The organism is Candidatus Centipeda massiliensis (assembly GCF_900290285.1).
GTDB lineage: Bacteria > Bacillota > Negativicutes > Selenomonadales > Selenomonadaceae > Centipeda > Centipeda massiliensis.
In genome coordinates, this window is the sequence record NZ_LT985755.1 from 265,117 (window position 1) to 289,210 (window position 24,094).

At 58.4% G+C, this 24,094-nt stretch carries 26 protein-coding genes and 1 riboswitch; all 26 genes read right to left on the reverse strand.

The genetic code is table 11. The annotated features are described in order from the left end of the window. Positions 1-4 precede the first annotated feature (4 nt). The 26 genes from C8273_RS07225 to trpB all read right to left on the reverse strand — a co-directional run bounded on the left by C8273_RS07225 (position 5) and on the right by trpB (position 24,094). On the reverse strand, positions 5-742 hold the full coding sequence (locus C8273_RS07225) for an ABC transporter permease (protein WP_106627070.1): 738 nt from the start codon (positions 740-742) through the stop codon (positions 5-7). Continuing rightward, positions 742-1,629, reverse strand: coding sequence for an ABC transporter ATP-binding protein (locus tag C8273_RS07230; protein WP_106627071.1), 888 nt, complete (start codon positions 1,627-1,629; stop codon positions 742-744). The genes C8273_RS07225 and C8273_RS07230 overlap by 1 nt, the downstream gene beginning before the upstream one ends. A 5-nt stretch (positions 1,630-1,634) precedes the next feature. Then, the gene (locus tag C8273_RS07235) at positions 1,635-2,621 is read right to left on the reverse strand and encodes a Gfo/Idh/MocA family protein (protein ID WP_106627305.1); all 987 of its coding nucleotides are present in this window, start codon (positions 2,619-2,621) and stop codon (positions 1,635-1,637) included. A 141-nt stretch (positions 2,622-2,762) separates the two neighbouring features. Then, positions 2,763-3,794, reverse strand: coding sequence for a sirohydrochlorin cobaltochelatase (locus tag C8273_RS07240; RefSeq protein ID WP_106627072.1), 1,032 nt, complete (start codon positions 3,792-3,794; stop codon positions 2,763-2,765). A gap of 115 nt (positions 3,795-3,909) precedes the next feature. Further along, positions 3,910-4,096: riboswitch (cobalamin riboswitch) on the reverse strand. An 80-nt stretch (positions 4,097-4,176) separates the two neighbouring features. Then, complete coding sequence (gene sigH / locus C8273_RS07245; RefSeq protein WP_106627073.1) at positions 4,177-4,989, reverse strand: RNA polymerase sporulation sigma factor SigH; 813 nt, start codon at positions 4,987-4,989, stop codon at positions 4,177-4,179. Positions 4,990-5,180: 191 nt separating this feature from the next. Continuing rightward, a complete protein-coding gene (gene pyrR / locus C8273_RS07250) occupies positions 5,181-5,729 on the reverse strand; it encodes a bifunctional pyr operon transcriptional regulator/uracil phosphoribosyltransferase PyrR (protein ID WP_106627074.1) in 549 nt (182 codons plus the stop codon). 12 nt (positions 5,730-5,741) lie between these two features. Then, positions 5,742-6,650, reverse strand: coding sequence for an RluA family pseudouridine synthase (locus C8273_RS07255; RefSeq protein ID WP_106627075.1), 909 nt, complete (start codon positions 6,648-6,650; stop codon positions 5,742-5,744). Further along, a complete protein-coding gene (gene lspA / locus C8273_RS07260; protein ID WP_106627076.1) occupies positions 6,647-7,105 on the reverse strand; it encodes a signal peptidase II in 459 nt (152 codons plus the stop codon). Before lspA ends, C8273_RS07255 begins: the two co-directional genes overlap by 4 nt. Positions 7,106-7,110: 5 nt before the next feature. Further along, entirely contained in the window at positions 7,111-7,665 is a 555-nt protein-coding gene (locus C8273_RS07265; RefSeq protein WP_199821023.1) for a DivIVA domain-containing protein, read from the reverse strand. Between the two features lie 16 nt (positions 7,666-7,681). Further along, positions 7,682-8,476: a YlmH family RNA-binding protein gene (locus tag C8273_RS07270; protein WP_106627077.1), complete on the reverse strand. Its 795-nt coding sequence runs from the start codon at positions 8,474-8,476 to the stop codon at positions 7,682-7,684. After that, entirely contained in the window at positions 8,476-9,288 is an 813-nt protein-coding gene (proC, locus tag C8273_RS07275) for a pyrroline-5-carboxylate reductase (protein WP_106627078.1), read from the reverse strand. Before proC ends, C8273_RS07270 begins: the two co-directional genes overlap by 1 nt. 5 nt (positions 9,289-9,293) lie before the next feature. Further along, positions 9,294-9,803: a cell division protein SepF gene (locus C8273_RS07280; protein WP_106627079.1), complete on the reverse strand. Its 510-nt coding sequence runs from the start codon at positions 9,801-9,803 to the stop codon at positions 9,294-9,296. A gap of 7 nt (positions 9,804-9,810) precedes the next feature. After that, the gene (locus C8273_RS07285) at positions 9,811-10,533 is read right to left on the reverse strand and encodes a YggS family pyridoxal phosphate-dependent enzyme (RefSeq protein ID WP_106627080.1); all 723 of its coding nucleotides are present in this window, start codon (positions 10,531-10,533) and stop codon (positions 9,811-9,813) included. Next, positions 10,530-11,345 (reverse strand): peptidoglycan editing factor PgeF, encoded by an 816-nt coding sequence (gene pgeF / locus C8273_RS07290; protein ID WP_106627081.1) that lies wholly within the window; start codon positions 11,343-11,345, stop codon positions 10,530-10,532. The genes C8273_RS07285 and pgeF overlap by 4 nt, the downstream gene beginning before the upstream one ends. Then, positions 11,342-13,093 (reverse strand): radical SAM protein, encoded by a 1,752-nt coding sequence (locus tag C8273_RS07295; RefSeq protein ID WP_106627082.1) that lies wholly within the window; start codon positions 13,091-13,093, stop codon positions 11,342-11,344. The genes pgeF and C8273_RS07295 overlap by 4 nt, the downstream gene beginning before the upstream one ends. A 21-nt stretch (positions 13,094-13,114) precedes the next feature. Then, positions 13,115-13,579 (reverse strand): transcriptional regulator NrdR, encoded by a 465-nt coding sequence (gene nrdR / locus C8273_RS07300; protein WP_106627083.1) that lies wholly within the window; start codon positions 13,577-13,579, stop codon positions 13,115-13,117. Positions 13,580-13,609: 30 nt separating this feature from the next. Beyond that, a complete protein-coding gene (locus tag C8273_RS07305; protein WP_106627084.1) occupies positions 13,610-14,545 on the reverse strand; it encodes a helix-turn-helix domain-containing protein in 936 nt (311 codons plus the stop codon). 81 nt (positions 14,546-14,626) lie between these two features. Continuing rightward, a complete protein-coding gene (locus C8273_RS07310; protein WP_106627085.1) occupies positions 14,627-15,772 on the reverse strand; it encodes a cysteine desulfurase family protein in 1,146 nt (381 codons plus the stop codon). Further along, on the reverse strand, positions 15,760-16,203 hold the full coding sequence (locus tag C8273_RS07315; RefSeq protein WP_106627086.1) for an RrF2 family transcriptional regulator: 444 nt from the start codon (positions 16,201-16,203) through the stop codon (positions 15,760-15,762). Before C8273_RS07315 ends, C8273_RS07310 begins: the two co-directional genes overlap by 13 nt. A 95-nt stretch (positions 16,204-16,298) precedes the next feature. Further along, the gene (locus C8273_RS07320; RefSeq protein WP_106627087.1) at positions 16,299-16,751 is read right to left on the reverse strand and encodes a dCTP deaminase/dUTPase family protein; all 453 of its coding nucleotides are present in this window, start codon (positions 16,749-16,751) and stop codon (positions 16,299-16,301) included. Between the two features lie 63 nt (positions 16,752-16,814). After that, the gene (gene hfq, locus C8273_RS07325; protein WP_106627088.1) at positions 16,815-17,048 is read right to left on the reverse strand and encodes an RNA chaperone Hfq; all 234 of its coding nucleotides are present in this window, start codon (positions 17,046-17,048) and stop codon (positions 16,815-16,817) included. Next, a complete protein-coding gene (gene miaA, locus C8273_RS07330) occupies positions 17,045-18,013 on the reverse strand; it encodes a tRNA (adenosine(37)-N6)-dimethylallyltransferase MiaA (RefSeq protein WP_106627089.1) in 969 nt (322 codons plus the stop codon). The genes hfq and miaA overlap by 4 nt, the downstream gene beginning before the upstream one ends. Further along, entirely contained in the window at positions 18,010-18,687 is a 678-nt protein-coding gene (locus C8273_RS07335; protein WP_106627090.1) for a metal-dependent hydrolase, read from the reverse strand. The genes miaA and C8273_RS07335 overlap by 4 nt, the downstream gene beginning before the upstream one ends. Before the next feature lie 125 nt (positions 18,688-18,812). After that, the gene (gene ileS / locus C8273_RS07340; RefSeq protein WP_106627091.1) at positions 18,813-21,932 is read right to left on the reverse strand and encodes an isoleucine--tRNA ligase; all 3,120 of its coding nucleotides are present in this window, start codon (positions 21,930-21,932) and stop codon (positions 18,813-18,815) included. Between the two features lie 192 nt (positions 21,933-22,124). Further along, positions 22,125-22,910, reverse strand: coding sequence for a tryptophan synthase subunit alpha (trpA, locus tag C8273_RS07345; protein WP_106627092.1), 786 nt, complete (start codon positions 22,908-22,910; stop codon positions 22,125-22,127). After that, positions 22,907-24,094, reverse strand: a complete 1,188-nt coding sequence (gene trpB, locus C8273_RS07350; protein ID WP_106627093.1) for a tryptophan synthase subunit beta — start codon at positions 24,092-24,094, stop codon at positions 22,907-22,909. Before trpB ends, trpA begins: the two co-directional genes overlap by 4 nt.

The following is a 24,094-nucleotide window of genomic DNA, read 5'->3' on the forward strand; positions in this document are numbered from 1 at the left end:
TCCTTTAATCCGTCAATCTACGAAACTTCCACGTCCCCGCCGCAATGCCGCATACGGCATACGCAATAACCACCACAAGCGAGAGCACGGAAAACTCTCCGGTCATGCCAATGCTGCGCAGAAGATGACTCGTGTGCGTCAGCGGCAGTACCTCTACGATCCACCGCATGAGGTCTGGCAGTGCCGCTGTCGAGAAGAATGTCCCGCAGAGAAACGACATGGGAAGCAGTACGTAGAGGTTGACCTGACTCATCTCCTCGTATGTAGAGATATACATCGCCGCAAGAAAGCCGATCTCCGCAAAGATCATGCAGTTCAGTACGAGTACGAGAAGGAAGAGCGGCGTAATCGTAAAATGTGCACCGAAGAGAACACTGAGCGCGATGATGATCGCCGAGGAGATCAGTCCGCGCACAACCGCACCCGCAACCTTGCCGATGACGAAGGCATCAGGGCGAATCGGCGCAATCAGGTACTCCTCGAGGCTCTTGTGATAAATGCGCTCGGCGTGCACGGAGATAATACTGTTGAAGCTGATGTTCATGGAGTTCATCGCGAGGAGTCCCGGCACGAGAAAGTCCAGATAGGAGCCCGTCCCCACATCGATGCTGCGTCCGAGTCCCCAGCCGAACGCGATGAGGAACATCAGCGGTGAAACCATACGGCTCAGCACATACTTCGTCAGACGGCGGCGCAGCACAACCCAGTCACGCCAGAACACCGTCCATACATCATGCAGCATCAGAGTCCCTCCTTTCGCCCCGTCATCTCGATAAAGACATCCTCTAGGTTGGTCGGACGCAAAAGGACGCGCTGCAGATCCTCCTCGATGCTCCGCGCGTGGGCACGTGCCTCCGCCCGCGTATGAAAGAAGCGATAGGCACGACCAGCCGCTCCGTCCCATTCTACGGCATATTCACCGAGCTTCCTGCAAAATGCACGCGGCGTCTGCACATCAAGGAGCGCGCCCTTGTTGATGATGGACACACGGTCGCAGAGCGCCTCTGCCTCCTCGATGTAATGCGTCGTGAGGAGAACCGTCACCCCGCTTCGCGCAATCTCGCGCACAAGATCCCATATATGCCGTCGAATCTGCGGGTCGAGTGCCACCGTCGGCTCGTCAAGGAAGAGTACCTGTGGGCGGTGAATCAGTGCGCGCGCAATGAGCAGCCGTCGCTTCATGCCGCCCGAGAGGCGGCGTACTCCATCGTTGCGCACCTCTGCCAGCTCCATCTCTGCAAGCAGTTCCTCAATGCGAGCCACGCGCTCTGCGCGTCCCATACGGTAGAGACGTGCATGCAGCTCCATATTGTCCCAAACCGTAAGTTCCTGGTCAAAATTGACATGCTGCGGAACAACGCCGATCAGCGCCTTGATTCCTCGTTCATCCGCACGAATGTCCCGTCCATCGATACGAATTGTGCCGCTCGTCGGCCGCGTCTGCATCGTAAGCATACGGATGATCGTTGTCTTTCCCGCACCGTTGGGTCCCAAGAGTCCGAACACCTCACCGCGCTGCACGGAGAGGCAGACCCCGTTCACCGCCGTCTTCCATGTTTTTTTCTGTGCCGCATCCGTATGCGGAAATTTCTTGACGAGATCTTCCATCTCGATCATCATGTGTTCCATTCTGCCTAGTCCGCCCGAAACTGAATTCCTGCCATAAGACGCGCCTTCTCCATCACCGCCATCACTGTGCGCGACGTGCGAAGCCCCTCCTCCACGCACGCATAGTCCGCGCGTGCAAAGATGTCCCGCATCGCCTCAAATTCGTGTACCATACGGTGCTCATGACGATTCAGCGCGTACGTTTCCGGTTCTCTGCCGCGCAGACCGACCGTAAAGGACGGAAGCTCGTTCGGTGTGCCATCGACGCGGATCCAGCCTGCCTCCCCCTGTATCATAAAGAAGGAGGGACTGGAACTGTCCTTCGCCGCCGCCGCCGTCGCAGCAAATCCATCATAGCGCAGTGTCAGAATCCCCGAGGTGTCGATGCCGTTAAAGCCGATGTTCGGCACGTACGAGGCAGACCGTGGGCGCCCAAAGAGAGAAACGATGAGTTCGAGATTGTAAACATTCAGGTCGTAGAGGGCACCGCCCGAGAGGGCGGGATCGAATGCGGGCGCAACATCGCGTGCAAGATAGCGTTCATAGCGGCTCGAATACTGTGAGAAATTTGCCTGCACAAGACGGATCAGGCCGAGGCGCGGGAGCGCTTCCAAGATCCCCAGATAGTTGGGCAAAAAAAGAGGTGTTACCGCCTCAAAAAGATACGTGTGTGCCGCACACGCGCGTGCGATCAGCTCCTCTGCTTCTGCAAGCGTCGAGGCAAAGGGTTTTTCCACAATGACGTGCCAGCCTGCCTTAATCGCCTGCCGCGCGTAGTCAAAATGGGCACTGTTAACGATGCCGAGGTAAACGAAATCCGCCTCATGTGCCGCGAGCATTGCCCCATAGTCCGTCGCCACCTGCGCTATGCCGAACTCCTGTGCGAGTGCCAGCGCCTTCTCCCGGCTATGCGGACGCGCACAGATCGCTGCGATCTCGACGCCCTCCACCTGACGCAGAGCAGTGAGTGCCTCACGCGCAATCATCCCTGTCCCAACAACTGCAATCTTCATTGCCGTACGCTCCTTCATGTGCGGATCCCTTCGCTTCTGCACATATTATAGCAGGGTATCTCCGCAAAGAAAAGGGGCTGCCGCAGAAGCAAACACTCCTGCGACAGCCCCCTCATCATACAAAGGGCGGATATATGCGCCTTACTTCATCATTTTGATATGATCTGCGTCCGCGCCCTTATCGCCCTGCAGCGCAGCCCATGCGTCGTTGGCGCGCTCCACATACATGTCACGGATCATCTCGTTTTCGCCAAGACCATGGAGATACGCGTTGACCTTGTAGCCCTCGCTCTCAAGAATGCTCTTGTGCGAATCCGGCTCGCTGCCCGCCATATCGTTGTTGGCATGGTCACCCGCCACCATCATGATTGGCATGAGCGTCACGCGCTTGATCTTGTTCGCCTTGAGCTTCGGAATGACATCCTCAAGGCTCGGCCAGCCCTCGACCGTATAGACATAGACGTTCTTGTAGCCGAGCGCATCGAGCTTCGCCTGAATCACAGCATAGTACGCATTCGAGATATGCGGCGTGCCATGTGCCATGAGCAGCAGCGCCTCGTCCTTCCCCATCTTCGGGAACTGGCTGGAAACGGCCTGAATGAACTCGGTGATATCGTCCGGCTGCTCCTCCTGTCCCTGCCAGTACATGAGGGACGTGCCGCAGGTCATCGTCTTGAACTGGTTCTTGTAGCCGTGGAACACGCCTCTGACATAGGCATACTCCATGCCGGGGATGACATCGAGCGAAACGAGCGCCACGCGGGAATACCCATCCGCCTTGAGCTGCGTCAGTGCCTCCTCGGGCGTCGGGTACTTCACTCCCTCGTTCTTTTCAATGCGGTCGATGATGATATGGGAGGTGAATGCGGTCACGACCTTCACGCCCGGATTTGCCGCCTTGATATCGCGCACCGTCGCCTCGATCGTCTTCTCGCGCGTCTCCTTGAATGTCGTGCCGAAGCTGGTCACAACAATGGCATCCTTGTTCGTGTAGTTCCGCATCTCGGGATTCTCATACTTCAGAACGCCGATTTCCGATGCCTCCATGAGTGCCGGCGTAACCGTCTTTACCTCGGGGTTCAGCTCGTACGAAGCCTCCGCAGGGCTGTAGGAAAAGCCCAGAACCGCAGAGCACGCAAGCGAAGCGACCAGCATTTTCTTCCAATGTTTCATCCGAATTCCTCCCAAAATGATTATAAAAAAGGCCTTCCTGCGCAACAAGAAAGCCTCGTGAAGTCCTCTCCACGAATCCCCTTCCTGTCGCTCGCAGGTCTGTGCCCTCGGCACACGGTGGATTGTCAAACAGGCAGTTCTCCTGACTCGGTTCATCACTCCCCTGCGCCTTCCCATGAGGATATCCCTCCCAGTGACACAATGCAGGTTTGCTCCCCTCACAGTGGCGGGACCGCGCCGGCTCATCCGGCTTCTCTATTAAGCATGCGCATTTGCGCCGCACCTGTTTCCCATTGATTCAGTTGTACACCTAACATAATACATCGTTATCCGATTATTGTCAATCATTTGATGAGCTAGGAAGCACGCCCCCACTCGACCGCTACTCTTCCTCCGTTGTCCGCACGCTGCGGTTGATCGTCGTGAGTCCGCGATAGACGGTGCCGATGTCGAGATCGTCCCCGCGCGACTCCATGTATTTTTCCAGCTTGCGCTTGACGCGCTGCAGCGCATTGTCGATGGATTTTACCTGGCGATGCAGGTCAACGGCGATCTCCTGATACGACTTGCCGTCGAGATAGCTCATGAGTACGCGCCACTCAAGATCGCTCAGGATCTCCTCCATCTTCTGCTCGATGTCCACAAACTCCTCACGGCTGATGACGAGTTCCTCGGGGTCACTGATGCGTGCACCCGAGAGAACGTCAAGCAAGGTGCGGTCGGAATCCTCATCGTAGATCGGCTTGTTGAGCGAGACGTAGGAGTTCAGCGGTATGTGCTTCTGCCGTGTCGCCGTCTTGATCGCCGTGATGATTTGCCGCGTCACGCAAAGCTCGGCGAAGGCGCGGAAGGAGGAAAGCTTGTCCTCACGGTAGTCGCGAATCGCCTTGAAAAAACCGATCATGCCTTCCTGTACGATATCCTCGCGGTCAGCGCCGATGAGAAAGTACGAGCGCGCTTTGGAGCGCACAAAGTTACGGTACTTGTTGATGAGATAGTCGAGTGCCTCATCGCCCTCATTGGCTCGAATATGGGCAAGCAAATCCTCATCGCTGTAACCGTCATAGACGCTGCTCTCTGTCGTGGACTCGTCCGGTTCTTCCTCTCCCGTATCGAGCTCCTCCGCCTCCAGTTCATCCGATACTGCCTGTTCCTCATCCAACATGGACTTTTGCTTATCGCCGTAAAAAATCATACGATTGCTCCGTCACCTTCAAAGGACTTTTCAGACTCTCCCATACGCATAAGCGTATAATCTAAGGAAGCACTGATAAATGATCTGTGCTTCCTTAGATTATACCTCTATTGCAAAACTGCCGTCAAGTAACAAAAAACGGGCTGTTGCACGAAGCTAAAAAACTTCGTACGACAGCCCCTCTCCTTCTCTCAGACACGCTCACGAATGACGACCTTTTCTTCCGCATCGGTATCGTGGAGCAGGACGGACACGTCTTCGAGCGCTGCGGTCGGGACATTCTTGCCGACGTAGTCCGCACGAATGGGCAGCTCCCGATGCCCACGGTCGATGAGGACGGCAAGCTGGATCATGCGCGGCCGCCCAATGTCGAGGAGTGCGTTCATCGCCGCACGGATCGTACGTCCCGTATACAGCACGTCGTCCACAAGTACGATGGTCTTGCCCGTGATATCCAGCGGCATTTCCGTGGGGTGCACAATCGGCTGGTAGGAAAGCTCATTGAGATCATCGCGGTAGAGTGTGATATCGAGGACGCCGCGCGGCAGATCGCGCTGCTCAATCCGTGCGATCTCCTCGGCGATGCGTGCGGCAAGCGGCACACCACGCGAGCGGATTCCGACGAGCACCAGATGCTCCGTGCCCTTGTTCTTCTCTACAATCTCATGGGCAATACGCATGAGCGCACGCCGAATGCCCGCCTCATCCATGAGAACTGCCTTTTCGCGAAACTCCGTCATGTCGTCATCTCCTTATGAACTCGTGCGCAGTATGCGCAGGATCTCCTCCATATCCGCCGGAAGAGGTGCCGTAAACACCATCTCCGCCCTCGTGCGCGGGTGCGCAAGGCTGAGTGTCAGCGAGTGCAGCGCCTGCCCCGTAATGGCAAAGGGGTTCTTCTTCGCCGTATACTTCGTATCGCCGACGAGCGGATGACCGATGCTCGTCAAATGGACGCGGATCTGATGCGTACGCCCCGTCTCAAGACGGCAGGCGATGAAGGTATAGTCGCCAAAGCGTTCAAGCACCTCGAAATGCGTGGTCGCGGGCTTTCCGTTCTCGCGCACAATCGCCATCTTCTTACGCTCCGTCGGGTGACGCCCAATATCGCCGGTGATGACGCCCGCGCGCGGGACGATGTTGCCATGCACAATAGCGCGGTATTCACGGTGCGCATCCTTCATACGGATCTGCTGTGCGAGAAAGTGATGCGCCATATCATTTTTCGCCGCAACCATGACCCCCGAGGTATCCTTGTCGAGGCGGTGCACGATGCCGGGGCGCAGAGCACCGTTGATGCCTGAGAGATCCTGACAGTGCCAGAGCAGCGCGTTGACCAGCGTCCCCGTTGTAACGCCCGCAGCAGGATGAACCACCATGCCGCGCGCCTTGTTGACGACGATCATATCCTCATCTTCATACAGGATATCGAGGGGGATTTCCTCTGCACGAATCGCAATCTCCTCGGCAGGCGGTACGGTACAAATAATTTTCTCGCCGCCGCGCAGCTTATAGTTTGCCTTGCGTACCGCCCCATCCACCGTGACCAGGGACGCCTCAATGAGGCGTTGGATGTAGCTGCGCGAGAGATCGGGCTGCTTTCGCGCGAGAAAGCGATCCAAGCGCTCATCCACCCGGTCGGAGATGTAGGTTTCGCTCATGAGAGAAGCTCCTTTTTCTGGACAAAGAGCGCCCAAAGAACGGCTGCTGTCCCGAGGACAATGGCGATATCCGCCACATTGAACACAGGCCACACGCGGAAGTCAAAAAAGTCCACCACGTGCCCGAGTCGAATGCGGTCGATCAGATTGCTTACAGCCCCCGCCGCGAGTGCGACGCTGCCGTAGTGAATGAGTGTGCCGCTGCGGCGCAGCCGCTCATAGAACGCAAGAAAAGCAACGGCAAATACGGCTGCCGTGACGAGGAAAAGCCACTGCTGACCGCGAAATATTCCAAACGCCGCACCCGGATTGAGCACGAAGGTGATATGAAAAAAAGGGTCTGCAACGGGGATCGACTCCCCCGGCAGCATCGTCAGCTCTACACAGTATTTTACGAGTTGATCCACCAGTACTATGCCTAAAAAAGAAAATGCGGCTTTCACGCGTCCGCTCATCGCTCTCAAACGTCCTCCTCGTCCTCATGCTGCTCAGCCACCGTACGGCTTGTTTCCTTCTTTTCAGCCACCATATCGGGCATCTCTGCAATCGCGTCCTCGATGAGCGCGAGTTCCGCCTGCACATTCCCCTTCATCCGGCGCAGGAATTGGTGCTTCTCACGCACGAGACGCTCGTACTCCGCAACGATGACACGCACCCTGTCCGCAGCATCGTCCAGCTGTGCCTTTGCCTGAAGCGTCGCCTCACGCCGCATATTCTGTGCCTCTTTTGCCGCCAACTCCAACGTATGATCGGCATTTTTCTTGGCACTCTCCATGACATCCTCGGCAGTCTTCTGGGCGACAATGAGCGTCTCCCGCATACTTTGCTCGATCCGCCGAAACTCGTCAACCGTTTCCTGTTCCCGTGCAAGTTCCGCGCGGAGTTGATCGCGCTCATCCAGTACCGTTGCGTACGCTTTCATCACTTCGTTGAGAAACTCGTTGACCTCGTTCTCGTCAAAGCCGCGAAAGCTCTTGCCAAATTCTTTCGCGTGAATATCCATCGGTGTCAACATTCTGCCCCGCCCTTCCTCAAAAGAATCGATTCAGCACAACGACCGTGCGTCCCTTCTTCGTCTGTCCGCGCACCTCTGTCACCTCGACCCGTCCGCGCCCGCGCATGGAGAGGACATCCCCCTCCTTGATCGTTTTGGAAGCACTCGCCGCACTCTGCCAGTTGAGCTTCACCTTGTCCGCCGCAATATCGTCTGCCGCACGGCTGCGCGAGATCCCAAAGCCTGCTGCGACAATGGAGTCAAGGCGCAGTGAAGCGACCGTCGCACGGATCTCCTTCGTCCGTTCCTCACGCGGTGCGATATCTGCCACATCGCCGCGCACGGTCTTGACACCGACCGCACCGATCATGGTCAGATTGTTCACGATGAAATCCGCAATCTTTGCATCGCAGATAATCTTTGCCGTATCGGCTGCGGGCAGGATATCCCCGATCAGCTCGCGCTCAATGCCAAGCCCCATGACGGCACCAAGCACATCGCGGTGCGTGAGCCGTGCAAACTGTCCGTTCCACGCTGCCTCCACACAGGCAATGGAAAAGCCGTCCGGCGTGCCCGCAAAATCCCGATGGCGCAGCATGGCACGCTGACGCTCTGCGCCCACATAGCCTCCGTCAAAGTCGAGCTGAATCCCATCGCAGTTCGCACAGATCGTCTCTGCAATCTCCTGCCCGTAGGGGTCGAGAAAGGGACTGATCCGAAACCTTGCTGTCTTCATCACTGCCTCTGCCAGATCGAGAAGGCGCATTGCCGTCTCCTCGCCCTCGCTGCCGCGATAAAAGCGGAGTATCCGCTCCCTCTGCTGCTCTGCCATTATTTTCTCCCCAATTCTCTTGAACGCTCCGTCGCTGCAAGAACTGCCTCGATCAGTGCGGAGCGCACACCTGCGCGTTCCATGACACGCAGCCCCGCCGCCGTCGTTCCCGCAGGGCTGGTCACCGCCGCCCTGAGATCGGCGGGCGAACATGCTGCCGTGAGTACCATCTGCGCAGCCCCCAGCAGGGTCTGCGCAGCAAGGAGCGCTGCCGTCTCGCGTTTCAGCCCCGCCGCAACGCCGCCCTCAACGAGCGCCTCCATCACGAGGAATGTATACGCAGGGCCGCTGCCCGAGAGTCCCGTCACGGCATCAAGGTCGCCCTCGTGTACACGCACCGTGCGCCCCGCCGCACCGAGCACCATCTCAGCCCGTTCGGCAGCCGTTTCGTCCGCATGTGTCCCGCACGCATAGGCGGACATACCTGCCCCCACGGCAAGCGGTGTATTCGGCATCGCGCGGATGACGGGCTGATGCGGATATGCCGCCTCGATTGCATGGATCGGAAGCCCCGCGACGATGGAGAGGACAAGTGCGCCCCGCTTGAGGTGCGGTGCCGTCTCCCGCATGGCGGCTGCAGCCGCTGCGGGCTTGATGGCGAGAATGAGCAGATCAATACGGGGCAGAAAGGATTCTGCCCCTACTTGCGCACGTATACCGTATTTGCGCACGAGTTCATCGCAGCGCATTGCCTTGTGCTCTGATACAGAGATGTGGGACGGCGGCACCGTACCCGCATGGAGCAGCCCTGCGACCAGAGCCTCTGCCATTGCACCTCCGCCGATGATGCCAATCTGAACAGCCCCCTGCATGGGTGTCACCGATTGGGAAAGGGCATATCGTCGCCAAGGCGATGCCCATCCTCAGAGTAGCTGACATTGACATTGTTCGGCGCACAGAGAAAGACGTTGTTGCTGATCTTCTTGATATCACCATTCAGTGCGTACGTTGTGCCGCTGATAAAGTCGATGATGCGGCTCGCTACAGACTTCTCCGTTTTCTCAAAGTTGAGCACAACGGGTTTTTTCTTCTGGAGATTGGATGCCACCTGCTGCGCATCGTCAAACGACTGCGGCTCGATGACGATCACATTCATGCGGTATGCTGCGACCACATTGTCAATCGCTGCATTGCCCGTTCCGCCCAAAGAAGCAGAGAAGTCCGGAAAGGAAGATGCGTTTGCACCGGTCTCTGCACGTCGACCGGTGCGCGTGCCGATCTCCGTCACGGGAGCACTCTTCTTTTCCTCCTCGTGAATCTCATCGTCCTCCATCTCATCCTCCGCTGTGACGCCGATGAACTTCGATACTTTCTTAAAGATACTCACTGATCCCTCACACTCCTAGAGCGTTATACACACGTGCGCCAAAAATCGCTGTTCCGACCCGCACGAGATTCGCCCCCTCCTCGACCGCAATCTCATAATCATGGGTCATCCCCATCGAGAGATAGCGAATATCCGCCGTGCGCGGTTCTGCCGCCTTTACCTGCTGAAAGATTTCATACATTGTACGGAAGAGCGGTCTGCACTCCTCCACATCGTCATAATTCGGCGCAATGCACATAAAACCCTGCAAGCGAACACAGCGCAGGTCATCAATCGCTGCAAGCATCGCATCCAGTTCTGTGCGGTCGATCCCGGATTTGCTCGCCTCACGTGCCAGATTGATCTGTATGAGGATGTTCTGCACCTTGCCAAACTTCGCCGCCGCCTTGTCGATCTCCTGCGCTAGGTGCAGGGAATCCACGGAGTGAATCAGATCGAACTGCCGCACGGCGTGCTTCACCTTATTGGTCTGCAAATGTCCAATGAGGTGCCATTTTACCTCGCGTTCCAATGTTTCTGCCTTTGCGATTGCCTCCTGCACGCGGTTCTCCCCGATGTTCATGATTCCCGCATCGATGGCCTCCTGCATCGCCTCTACAGGGTGGTTCTTGGTTACGGCAATCAGTTCCACAGGCGCATCCTTTGAGACTTGCGTGCGCCGTGCACGCGCCGCCGCAATGCGCGTACGAACATCTTGAATGTGTGCTTCGATCATTGTATCTTGATTCATCTTAGTTCCATCACCGCCGCAAGTCGTCCCGTCCTGCCGTCTGCGGCACGATAGGAATAAAAGAAATTTCGATCACAGGAAGTGCATATATCCGCACGATCAATATTCTGCTTGGAGATCCCTGCCTCCATGAGCTGTATGCAGTTCGCCGCCCAGAGATCGAGATGGATTTTGCCGTCCCGCTCCTGCACAATTTCATCTGCATCAGCGGGGAACGCCGCACGAAAGTGCGCCGCGACATCCGCGCCAACGGCATAGCAGCCAGCTCCGATCGAGGGACCGATCCCCGCCAGCACATCCGCGGCATCTGTTCCAAACTCCTCGCCCATGCGTGCGAGCGTCTTTGCTGCAATCCTCTGCACCGTCCCCTTCCACCCTGCGTGGACGACGCCAGCCGCGTTGTGCACGGGGTCATAGAACAGGACGGGAACACAGTCCGCATAGCAGAGCATGAGCGCAACACCGCTGTCATTCGTGATGAGCGCATCCGCATCCGCAAGGGCATCGGCATAGTCACGCGCCCCGCGTCCCGCATCCCGCCGAAAGGCGCGCACAATCTCCGTGCCATGCACCTGACGTATCGTGCAGATCTGCGCCGCATCGAGTCCGAGCGCGGCAAAATAACGCCGCCGATTCTCCCATACGTGCGCGGGATCATCGCCGACATGCAGCGCCATATTGAGGGTATCAAAGGGCGCTGCACTCACGCCGCCCTGCCGCGCCGAGAAGCCATGCACGAGCCTGTCTTCGGGGAAGATGGAGAGACTGCCGCTCCACAGATTGCCGCCTGTATGGCGCAGTACAAAACTCATACGCTGATCCTTTCTTCCTTCGCCCTGCATACACCGCAGCGCGTACAGCCGTCAAAGCAGCCGAGGGTCTGTTTGAGTGCCGCTGCTCGTTCATACTCCTGCCGCAGATAGTGTTTCGTAAAGCCCATGTCCAGATGCTCCCACGGGAGGAGATCGTCTGCCTCCCATGCCCGCACAAGATAGGCATCGGGGGAAAGCCCATCTGCACGCATCTCCCCCACGAGATCCTTTGCTCCACGTCCCTGTGCAGCGCGCATAAGGGGCACTGCCAGCCGTCGGTCGCCGCGCGCAAGGATCGCCTGTACGAGCGCCTCCCGCGGCGACTCGAAGTTGACGACGATTCTTTTATGGCGGCGCAGTTCCCCCGTGAGCATCTTCATGATTGCATCGAGACGCCTCTTGTCCGCCATTGGCATCCACTGGAACGGTGTGAACGGCTTCGGCACAAACGGGTTGACACTGAGCGTCAGTGTGCCGCGGCTGCCCTTTTCATCCATATAGCCGCGCAGCCGCACGGCGAGATCGATGATCGCGGCAATATCCGCATCCTCTTCAAACGGCAGCCCCACCATGATATAGAGTTTGAAGTTTGGAATATGCGCCGCTGCGCCGAGGTCAATCGCCGTGAAGAGGTGATGTTCCTCGATTCCCTTGTTGATGACAGCACGCATGCGGGCACTCCCTGCCTCGGGCGCAAGCGTCAGCGTCTTTAGCCCACTCGCGGCGAGAGATTCAACGAGTTCCCGTGTCACCGAATCCGCACGGAAAGATGCGACCGACATGGACAGCCCCTCACCGAGAATGGAACGGCAGAGCGCATCGATCTCCGGATAGTCCGAGATCGCAGCCCCCATCAGTCCGATTTTCTTTCCGTAGGGAAGTGCGGCGCGCACCTCCGCCTCGACCACGGAGAGAGAACGGTTGCGCGGCCGGCGAAAGCAGTAGCCTGCCATACAGAAACGGCAGTGCCTTCCACAGCCGCGTGCCGTTTCAATAAGGTAGAAGTTGAACTCCGTATCATCGGTAACAACAACCGTGTGGGCAGGGTGGGCATCGAGATCCTCCACCCACTGCCGCGCGACCACAGGGGGGGCACCTTCCTCCGGCACAAGGCGCGTGAGCCGCCCCTCTGCATCGTAGGAGGGTGTGTAGCACGCGGGCACATAGACCCCGGGCACGTGCGCAAGGCGGCGAAGGAGCGTCGAGCGATCCAGCCCCTGACGAACGCACTCATGATAGGCATCCATCAGAGCAGGCATAACTGCCTCGCCCTCCCCGATCACAAATGCGTCAACAATTTCCGCAAGCGGCTCGGGGTTAAAGGTCGCACACGGTCCGCCCGCAACGACAAGCGGATCACGCGCCGTACGTGCTGAGGCAAGAGGTCTTACGTGACTCATTGCAAGCATTTTGACGACGTTGAAATAGTCCATCTCAAAGGAAATGGCAAAACCGATGACGGCGAAGTCCGCAAGAGGCGTCTGCGTCTCCACGCTCATCATCGGCGTCTGCGTGCGCTCATAGCGCGGGAGTTCCGTGCGGTCAGGCAGGAAGAAACGCTCGCACGCAGTGTCCGTGCGCTGGTTGAGAAGATCATAGATGATGTGCAGTCCGAGGTTCGACATCCCGACAAAGTAGGTATTCGGATAGACCAATGCAAACCGCGTGCGCCCTCCCGCCGGATAGCGATAGGCTCCGCGCTCATTTGCACAGCGTTCCTGCAAGCTGCTCTTCAGCCGATGATCCAAATCATACCTCTTTCGTTTCCCCTACTCCTTTCCTCGACGTGCACGGAGTGTTTCCAGTTCCTCGATGAAATTCGTGATGTCATCAAATTTTCGATAGACGGAGGCAAAGCGGATGTAAGCGACCTCGTCGAAATCCTTCAGCCGCTCCATCACGATCTCCCCAATCTTCTCGGACGGCACCTCCGGCTCCGTCCGGTTGCGGATATCCCGCTCGATCTCCGCGACAAAATTTGTGATCCGCTCCATTGAGATATCACGCTTGTCGCAGGAACGGATGATTCCCGTCAGGAGTTTGTCACGGCTGAACGGCTCGCGGCGATTATCACGCTTCACCACCATAAGCGGCAGCTTCTCCACCACTTCATAAGTTGTAAAGCGCCGTCCACATTCGCTGCACTCACGCCTGCGGCGAATTGTCGCTCCGTCGTCTGCGGCGCGCGAGTCGATCACCCGACTGTCCGGCTTCTTGCAAAAAGGACATTTCATCGTGCATCATCCTTCCTCGTATGCCGTGGATCACTGCGTATTCGCCATATTCCTTGCAGGCTTTGCATCCTTCGTGTCGGCGATGGGTGTCTTTCTCTCCTGCGCCTGCGCAGGCGAATCCGGCTGTGCTGGCGCAGGAGAGGCTGCAGCGGGTTCCTGGGCGCGCGCAGAAGGAAGCGTATCCTTCAAGTCCTTCGTGGTATTCGTAAAGCGGCGTTCGAGGACTTCTCCGTTGTCACCGAATTTGCCGAGTTTCTTGCCATTGAGTGTCACATCCAGTGCGCCCGCATTGCCCGCACGAATGACGACGGATTCCTTGCCCTGCCAGTTCTCCGTCTTGCCCTTCTCGATGATTCCCTCAAAGACGCTCTTGCCGTCAACACTGACCTCCGTCCAGCAGCGCTCCGTCAGCGTCACACTCACACGAACCCCATCAGCGCTCTTCTGCGTGTCCGGCGGATTGGCAGGTGCGGCAGCCGGTGCTGCGGCGGGCTGCTCCGCCTTGACGGGCGGCTGCACAGCCTCGCGTGCTGGTGCATTGATCGCGGAGATAACGGCTGCTCCCCCACCCACGAGCGCAGCCAGAACGACGATCCCCGCCGCGAGTTTTCCAAAGATCCCCGCGTATGAAGAGCTCTGCTGACCGATGGAGATCTCCGAGAGGGACTCGTCCCCCACATTGCTCAGGGAGATGCGCCGCGCAGGGCTTTCCACCTCCACCGGAGGCGGCACGGGCGCGCTCCCATTCTCCTCTGCAAACTGCTGCACAAGCTGTTCTGCGTCCAGACGCAGAAATTTTGCATAGTTACGAACAAATCCCTTCGCATAGACCAGCCCTGGCAGCTCCTTGATATTCCCGCGCTCGATGTGCTCAATATAAAGCCCACGAATACTCGTCCCTTGCTCGATATCGGCAATCGTCAGCCCTTGTTTCTCGCGCTCTCTTCGCAAGATGTCCCCTACCATGAGACTCCCTCCCTGACTTTTGTCACTTTCGGAATACATTGCCCTCATTATACATGAACTACTCTACAAAGACAAATGTTTTCAGCGTTCCGATGCGATTTGGCGCAGCGCATCGACAAATGCGGTCACATCCGCCCGTGTTGTAAACCGACCGAGGCTGACGCGTATCGCCCTGCGCGCCTCAGCCTCGGAAAGCCCCATCGCGCGCAGGACGTGAGAGGGGTGTGCCGCCCCCGCACTGCACGCACTCCCCGCAGAAACGGCAAATCCTGCGAGATCGAGCCGAATGAGAAGTGTGTCCTGCCCAAAGCCCTCAATGCCGAAGTTCAAAATCCCCGCGAGGCGCTCTGTCTGCGCCCCATAAAAGGCGATGCCGTCCACCGCGCTGAGCATCGTCCGAAGGTGCTCCGTATCATCGCGCAGACGCTGCGCCTCCACCGCCATCTCTGCACGCGCAAGCTCCGCTGCGTGACCGCAGCCGACAAGAGCCGCGACATTCTCCGTGCCCGCACGGCTGTCACGTTCCTGTGCGCCGCCATAGAGAAGCGGCGCACATTTCGTCCCACGCCGGAGATAGAGAGCACCAACGCCCTTGGGCCCGCAGAATTTATGCGCAGAGAAGGAAAGGGCATCCACCTGCAGCGCATTCACATCGAGTGGAATATGTCCAGCCGCCTGCACCGCATCCGTATGAAACGGGATCCCATGCGCGCGTACACGATCCCCGATCTCCTGAATCGGCTGAAGCGTTCCGACCTCATTGTTCGCCGTCATAATGCTGACAAGCGCGGTATCGGCACGCAGCGCCGCCTCCACAGCGGCGGGGTCGACACGCCCCTGCCCGTCGACCGCAACCTCGGTGACGGAAAATCCACAGCGTTCAAGACAGCGGCACGTTGCACGCACGGCAGCATGCTCGACCGCCGAGATCACGATATGCGCACCGCCCCCCGCCGCTCTGCGCTCCTCGGCAATCCCACGGACTGCCCAGTTGTCACTCTCCGTGCCACCGCTCGTAAAGTAGATCTCATCCGGCTGCGCCCCGATGAGCGCAGCCGTCTGCTCCCGTGCACGCATGACCGCACGGCGGGCAGCCTGACCAAAGCCGTGCAGACTGGACGGATTGCCATACACATACGTCAAATACGGCTGCATCGCATCGCAGACACGCGGATCAAGCGGGCTCGTCGCGGCATAGTCAAGATAGACCGGCTTCACTGATTGCATCCCACGCGGGCACGATTGCGCTGCACGAGATCAGCGAGCGAAATATTATTCAGCACGGAGTTGATGCTGTCACAGACTTCTCCCCAGATCTGACGCGTCACGCAGCTTCCCGCACGCACACAGCTCTGATCATCCGCCTCCGCACTCGTCAAAAGGCAGTCCACGAGAGCAATCGGTCCCTCCACCGCCGTGATGATCCGCCCGATTGTCACCTCCTCGGGGGGCAGTGCAAGCGTATAGCCTCCCTGCGCACCGCGCACGCTCTCCACAAGCCCCGCACGCCGCAGCGGCGACATCAGCTGCTCAAGATAGTTCTCCGAAAGCCCCTGCGTCTTTGCAATCGCCTTGAGAGGCACAACCCTCTCTCCATAGTGCAGGGCAAGTTCATAGAGCGCCGTCACACTGTAGCGCCCCCTCGTTGATAACTTCATAGCATCTCCTAGACGGGTGGACATTCCCCACCAATCCCGACAAAACCAGTCCGCTTCACGTCATTATAGATGAGTTTTGTTCTCCTGTCAAAGCATCATGCACCCGTCGAGCCGAACCCGCCTGCGCGCGCGTGCCCGCGCCCTGCCGAATCTCCATCCACCGTGAGATAGCGTGTGAAAATCCCCTGCGCGATCCGCTCCCCCGCCGCGATTTGCACCGTACCTTTCCCATAGTTGTAGAGCGGGATGTAGATATGCCCTTCGTTCTCCGCATTGCCATAGTAGTCCGCATCAATCACGCCCACACTGTTCATCAGCATGAGGCGCTTCCTGAGTGCCGTGCTCGACCGGATATAGATGAGCAGCACTTCATCGGGCTGCATATACGCCTTGACCCCCGTCGGCACGAGCGCACACTCTCCCGACGCGATCTCCACCATCTCTGCCGCTGCAAAGTCGTAGCCCGTGCTCGCCCCCGTCTTGCGCTCCGGCAGGTGGATCCCCGTCGTCTGATACATCGAAACAATCTCAAATCCGCGTATTTTCATATCGTCTCCTCAAATAAAAAGCCGCCGCGCCGAACTCGGTGCAGCAGCACTGTTTTTCTGCCATCAGGACTCCTCGGGCAGCACTTTCACCATCTGCGCAGGTGTAATCGTGGAAATCGCGTGCTTGTAGAGCATCTGCTGTTTCCCCATCGCATCCACGAGGATGACAAAGCTGTCAAAGCCCCGTACGATTCCCTTGATCTGAAATCCGTTCACGAGATGGATCGTCACAGGAATACCATCCTTACGCACCTGATTGAGAAAATTGTCCTGCAAGTTGATGATTTTTGCCGTCACGCCTGAGCGCTCCTTTCTCGTTCCTCCAACCATTCACGCACATCTACAAGGATCGCACGCAGGAGCTCGGATGCCGTCAATGTATCCGCATCATACCAGCGAATGTAGGACATACGGCGATACCACGTCATCTGCCGCTTCGCGAAGTGCCGCGTCGCCGTCTGAATGGCGCGGATCGCATCGCTGCGGCTCATCTCTCCTGCGAGATAGGCCGCCGTTTCCCTGTAGCCGATTCCCTTCATCGCCGGTGCATCGCGGCTCACCCCGCACGCAAGAAGCCCCGCGACCTCATCCGGCAGTCCCGCTGCGAACATCTCCTCCACGCGTGCATTGATCCGCTCATAGAGATGCGCACGTCCCCGTGAGAATCCGACGACAAAGGCATCGTACGGACTCTCACCGCCCGCGTGTGCGCACTCCTGCGAGATGCTCTCCGCACCGTAGCGGACGACCTCAAGTGCGCGGATCACACGTCTGAGATTGTTCGCATGCAGCCGTTCCGCTGCAGCCGAATCACGATGCGCCAGAAAGGAATGTACGCGCACATTTCCACGCCGCCGTGCAATCCCCTCCATCGCACGGCGGAACAATGTGTGCGCACTCGTTTCGTTAAAATGATACCCCTCGACAAGTGCCTTGATATACAGCCCCGTCCCGCCAACGACGAACGGCAGCCGCCCCTCAGCCGCATGCGTGCGCACAAGAGCGTTCACGCGTGCCACAAACTCCGTCACGGAGAAGCTCGCCTCTGCAGCCAACACATCCACGAGATGATGTGCGACGCGCGCCCGTTCCTCTCGTGTCGGCTTCGCGCTGCCGATGTCAAAGCCGCGATAGAGGCACATGGAGTCGCCCGAGATGATGTCCGTCCCCAGTTCCTCTGCAAGCTGCAGCGAAAGCTCCGTCTTTCCGACCGCCGTTGGTCCGACGAGAACGAGCAGCGGGCTTTTTGAATGTGCGGTCAAAGTTCGAGCGTTTCGCCGGGTGCAACGACATTCACCTTTGCACGCGTCATTGCCTCGGTGACCTCCTTGTAGCGGTTCACTTCCTGTGCAATGATCGGCCACGTGTCATAGTGTATGGGGATGACGTGCCCTGCGTTGAGCCACTGTGCCGCCATCGCCGCATCCTCAAGCCCCATCGTATAGTTATCGCCAATGGGGAGGACTGCGTAGTCAATCGCGTCCTTGCGTCCAATCAGCTGCATATCGCTAAAGAGTGCTGTGTCGCCGGCGTAGTAAACGACCTTGCCGCCGATGTAGATGACGAAGCCGCACGCAATCCCGCCCGCAACGCCCGCGCTGTGCTGGGCAAACGTCATGCGCACCTTGCCGAACGGCAGACTGAGCGACCCGCCAATGTTCATCGGATGCGACTGAATCTCTGCACACGCCTGGCTCTCACAGACCGAGATCACCTCGGGGATGGCGACAATCGCCGCCCCCGTGCGCACCGCAATCGCAGGCGCATCGCCGAGATGATCCCCATGCGCGTGTGTGAGGAGGATAAAGTCACAGTCGACCTCGTTCGCCGCAATGCTCGCCATCGGATTTCCCGTCAGGAATGGATCCACGAGCACCTTATGTGTTCCGTCATCGAGCAAAAAAGCCGCATGACCGTAGTAGCTGAATTTTACCATTGCGACCACTCTCCTATTTCACAATTCGCTTGTTGTGTTTCATTATACGATATGTCCCCACAATGTCAATAGAAAAGCCGCTTCATTCGAGTTATCCTCAAACAAAGCGGCTTTTTCAACCAAATTTATTTAATACTGATCGTCAGCTTTTCACCGTTGATGTTCCACTCCTTGCTTGTACCCGCAGGCGCATCGTAGGAAATGGCGTCGGCAAGCGTAATCTCGCAAATGAACGCCTCGTTCTTCTGGGCGATTGCCGTAAGCTTCGCGTTGCCCGAAAGATCGAGCGCGATATGATCGGTGACCTCAAGCCCGCACTCCTTGCGCATGGTCTGCACCTTGCTGATGATCTCGCGGACAAAGCCCTCCGCGAGGAGTTCCTCCGTAAGTGTCGTCTCAAGCGCGACCGTGACGCCGCCGTAGCTCTGGCAGTTGTAGCCCTCCTGCTGCGAAACGGTCACCTCGACATCCTCCGACGTGACCGTGACATCGCCGTCTGCGAGGTGCAGCGTATAGCTGCCGCCGCCCGCAAGTGCATCCTTCACCGCTGCGCCGTCGCTCTCTTCGAGCGCCTTCTTGACCGCCCCCATGCGCTTGCCGACCTTGGGGCCAAGTGCATGGAAGTTCGGCTTCACATGATAGGCGAGGAAGTCCGACATATCGTCGCGGAACGCAACCTCCTTGACGTTAAGCTCATCTTCAATGATCTCAACGAAGAACTCCGGCAGTGCGTGCTCCGCCTTGACAAACATACGCGCGACCGGCTGACGGTTCTTGATGTTCGCCGCGTTGCGCGCCGCGCGTCCGAGCGTCACGACCTCAAGGACGATCTCCATGTTCTCCTCAAGCTGCGTGTCAATGAGCGCCTCGTTCACCGTTGGGAAGTCCGCAAGGTGCACGGAGATCGGCGCGGACTTGTCCACCGAGCAGACGAGGTTGCGGTAGATGCTCTCCGTGATGAACGGCACCATCGGTGCCGCCGCCTTCACGGTCGTCACAAGCGCGGTATAGAGCGTGAGGTAGGCATCCACCTTGTCCTGCTCCATCCCCTTCGCCCAGAAGCGGCTGCGGCTGCGGCGCACGTACCAGTTCGACAACTCCTCGACGAAGGACTGCACCGCCTTTGCCGCCTCGGTCACACGATAGCTCCCAAGGCAGTCGTCCACCGTACGCACCATCGTATTGAGGCGCGAAAGCGCCCAGCGATCCATGACCGAAAGCTGCCTATAGTCAAGGCTGTGCTGCGTCGGGTCGAAATTGTCGATGTTCGCATAGAGGACATAGAACGCATAGGTGTTCCAGAGCGTCCCCATGAACTTGCGTGCGCCCTCCTGCACCGCATCATCGGAGAAGCGGTTCGGCAGCCACGGCGCGCTGTTCTCGTAGAAGTACCAGCGGATCGCATCCGCACCGTGACGGCGCAGCGCATCCATCGGCTCGACCGCGTTCCCCTTCGACTTGCTCATCTTCTGCCCGTTCTCGTCCTGCACATGTCCGAGAACGATAACGTTCCTGTACGGGCTCTTGTCAAAGAGCAGCGTCGAGATTGCAATCAGCGAGTAGAACCAGCCGCGCGTCTGATCGACCGCCTCAGAGATGAAGTCTGCGGGGAAGTATTTCTCAAAGATCTCCTTGTTCTCAAACGGATAGTGCCACTGCGCAAACGGCATCGCACCGGAGTCGAACCAACAGTCGATGACCTCGGGTACGCGGTGCATTTCCTCACCGCACTTTTCGCAGGGGAACGTGATCGCATCGATGTACGGACGGTGCAGCTCGATGTCTGCAGGGCAGTTCGGCTGAAGCTCGCGCAGCTCCGCAATCGAGCCAACGGAATGCTCGTGCCCGCAGGAGCATTTCCAGATATTGAGCGGTGTACCCCAGTAGCGATCACGGCTGATGCCCCAATCCTGCACATGCTCGATCCAGTTGCCGAAGCGCCCGTCGCCGATGGTCTTCGGGATCCAGTTGACCGTGGCATTGTTCGCAACAAGTGCGTCGCGCACTGCCGTCATGCGGATGAACCACGAGGCACGCGCGTAGTAGATCAGCGGCGTGTCGCACCGCCAGCAGTGCGGATAGCTGTGCGTGAACTCGGGGGCTTTGAAGAGCTTGCCGCTCTTTTCGAGATCCGCGAGGATCAAGGGATCCGCATCCTTCACAAATACGCCCGGCCAGTCCGTCTCCTCCGTCATCTCGCCCTTGTCGTTGACGAACTGAACGAACGGCATGCCGTACTTGCGGCAGACGCGGTTATCGTCCTCACCGAAAGCGGGCGCGATGTGAACGATGCCCGTGCCGTCCTCGGTGGTAACATAGTCGTCGCAGGTGACAAAGAACGCCTTGTCCCGCACGTCCTTGTCCGCAAACGGATAGAGCGGCTCGTACTTGCGGTACTCAAGGTCTTTGCCCTTCATCGTTTCGAGCACCTCACGGTCGCCCCACGAGTCCGCAAACACACTGTCCATCAGCGCCTCGGCGAGATAGTAGACCTTGCCGTAGACGCGCACCTTTACGTACGTTACATTCGGGTTTACGCAGAGACCAAGGTTCGACGGGAGCGTCCACGGCGTCGTCGTCCACGCGAGGAAGCAGGCGTCCTCGTCTGCCGCCTTGAAGCGTACGATTGCCGAGCGTTCCGTCACGTCCTTGTAGCCCTGTGCAACCTCATGCGAGGAGAGCGGCGTACCGCAGCGCGGGCAGTACGGGACGATCTTGTGTCCCTGATAGAGGAGCCCCTTCTTCCAGATCTCCTTCAGCGCCCACCACTCGGACTCGATGAAGTTGTTCTCGTACGTGATGTAGGGGTGTTCCATATCCGCCCAGAACCCGACGACATCGGAGAACTCCTCCCACATCGCCTTGTACGTCCAGACAGATTCACGGCACTTTTTGATGAACGGCTCAATGCCGTAGTCCTCGATCTGCTCCTTGCCGTTGATGCCAATCGCCTTCTCGACCTCAAGCTCCACGGGCAGACCGTGCGTATCCCAGCCCGCCTTGCGAAGCACCTTGCGCCCCTTCATCGACTGGTAGCGCGGCAGCATATCCTTGATGACGCGCGTCAGGACGTGCCCGATGTGCGGGCGTCCGTTCGCCGTCGGCGGCCCGTCGTAGAACGTAAACGTCTCACAGCCCTCACGCTGATCCACCGCCTGCTGTGCAATATGATTCTCGCGCCAAAAATCCGCAACGGCTTTCTCACGCGCGGCAAAATTCAAATTTGTATCTACTTTCTCGTACAAAGAAACCCCTCCCGTCGCATAGTCACGTCATTCTAGCACACGGGAGGGGATTTTTCAACGTTTTTATAATGCTCTGCAGAACTGCCCGCAAGAGGACTGACAGCTTGGATTATAAATAGACAGAAGCTGTTAGCTTCATGGACAGCTCCTGTCTGCAGGTCAGATATATCGCCGCAAGCGTCTCTTATTCATTTACGCATCGAGCGCCTTGCGCATATCGGCAATGAGCTGAATGCCGCCATCGATGTTGCCATCGATGATCTGTTTCACCACGGCGCTGCCGACGATGACACCGTCCGCCTGTTTGCCCGCGCGTGCCGCCGCCTCGGGGGTGCCGATGCCGAAGCCAATGGCGAGCGGTACGTCCGTATAGCGGCGTGCCGCCTTGCAGACAGAGCCGATGATGGAGTAGTCGATTTCCTTGACGCCCGTGACGCCATAGTTCGAGATGCAGTAGATGAAGCCGCGTGCATCCTTGCACGTCTCCGCCATGCGCTCCTCGGTCGTGCCGGGCGTGATGAACTCGGTCAGGGTAAAGTCATGCGCGGCGCATACACGGCGCATGTCCTCGGACTCCTCATGCGGCACGTCGGGGAAGATCACGCCGTCCATCCCCGCTGCCTTGAAATCCGTGACGAACTTCTCAAACCCGTAGTGGTTCACCATATTGATGTAGCCCATGCCGATGAGCGGGATCTCCGAGTGCCTGCGAATCTCCTTGACGACCTCAAGTGCCTTCGCCATCGTCATGCCGTTCCTCAGGGCAATGACGCTTGCCTCCTGAATGACAGGACCGTCCGCCATCGGGTCGGAGAACGGCAGTCCGAGTTCGATCACATCCGCGCCCGCCTCCTCGGCACGGCGCACGATGTCCACGGTCGCCTCTGCGCTCGGGCAGCCCGCCGTCACATAGATGTAAAGCCCTGTGCGTCCGTCCGCACGGAGCTTCGCGAGTTTTTCATCCAGACGCTTGCTCATGCGATCTCCTCCCCCAGTTCCTTTGCGACCATCTGCACGTCCTTATCGCCGCGCCCCGAGAGACAGACGACGACGTTTTCGCCCGCCTTCGTCTCGGGCATGAGCTTCTCAAGATACGCAAGCGCGTGCGAGCTCTCAAGCGCGGGGATGATGCCCTCAATGCGCGAGAGACGCTGAAATGCTGCAAGTGCCTCCTTGTCCGTGACGGAAACATAAGTGACGATGCCCTTGTCCTTGAAATAGGAATGCTCGGGTCCGACACCCGGGTAGTCCAATCCCGCCGAGATGCTGTACGCCTCGACGACCTGTCCGTCTGCATCCTGCAAGAGATAGCTGTATGCACCGTGGAGGATGCCGGGTGTACCCGCGCCGCTGAGGGTCTTGGCGTTGTCCCCATCCGCGTCGCCGCGTCCGCCGCCCTCGACGCAGAACTTCTTGACATCCGCATCATCGCGGAAGTCGTAGAACGTTCCAATGGCGTTGCTGCCGCCGCCGATGCATGCGACGAGGTAGTCGGGCTTTGCGTCAAAACGCTCCTTTGCCTGTGCGCGGATCTCCTCGCCGATGACCTTCTGGAAGTCGCGCACCATCTCCGGATACGGATGCGGGCCGACCGCAGATCCGATCACGTAGTAGGTGTCTGTGATGTTCGTCGCCCAGTAGCGGATCGCCTCGCTCGTTGCATCCTTGAGCGTGCCCGTGCCGCTCGATACGGGAATGACCGTCGCCCCGAGCAAACGCATGCGAAACACGTTGAGCCGCTGACGCTCGACGTCAACCGCCCCCATGAACACATGACACTCCATGCCGAAGAGCGCCGCGACCGTCGCCGTCGCAACGCCGTGCTGACCTGCGCCCGTCTCCGCGACGATGCGCTTCTTGCCCATGCGCTGCGCGAGAAGCGCCTGTCCAAGCGCGTTGTTGATCTTATGCGCGCCCGTGTGCAGGAGGTCTTCGCGTTTCAGATAGATATTCGCCTTGCCGTAGTGCTTCGTCAGCCGTTCGGCAAAGTAGAGATTCGTTGGACGCCCTGCATAGTCGCGGAGATAGGCGCGGAACTCCGTGAGGAACTCCTCATCCGCACGGTATTTCAGATATGCCTCTTCCAGCTCGTTCAGCGCGGGCATTGCGATCTCGGGCACGTACTGCCCGCCGTAGTCACCGAATCTTCCCTTCTTGCTCAT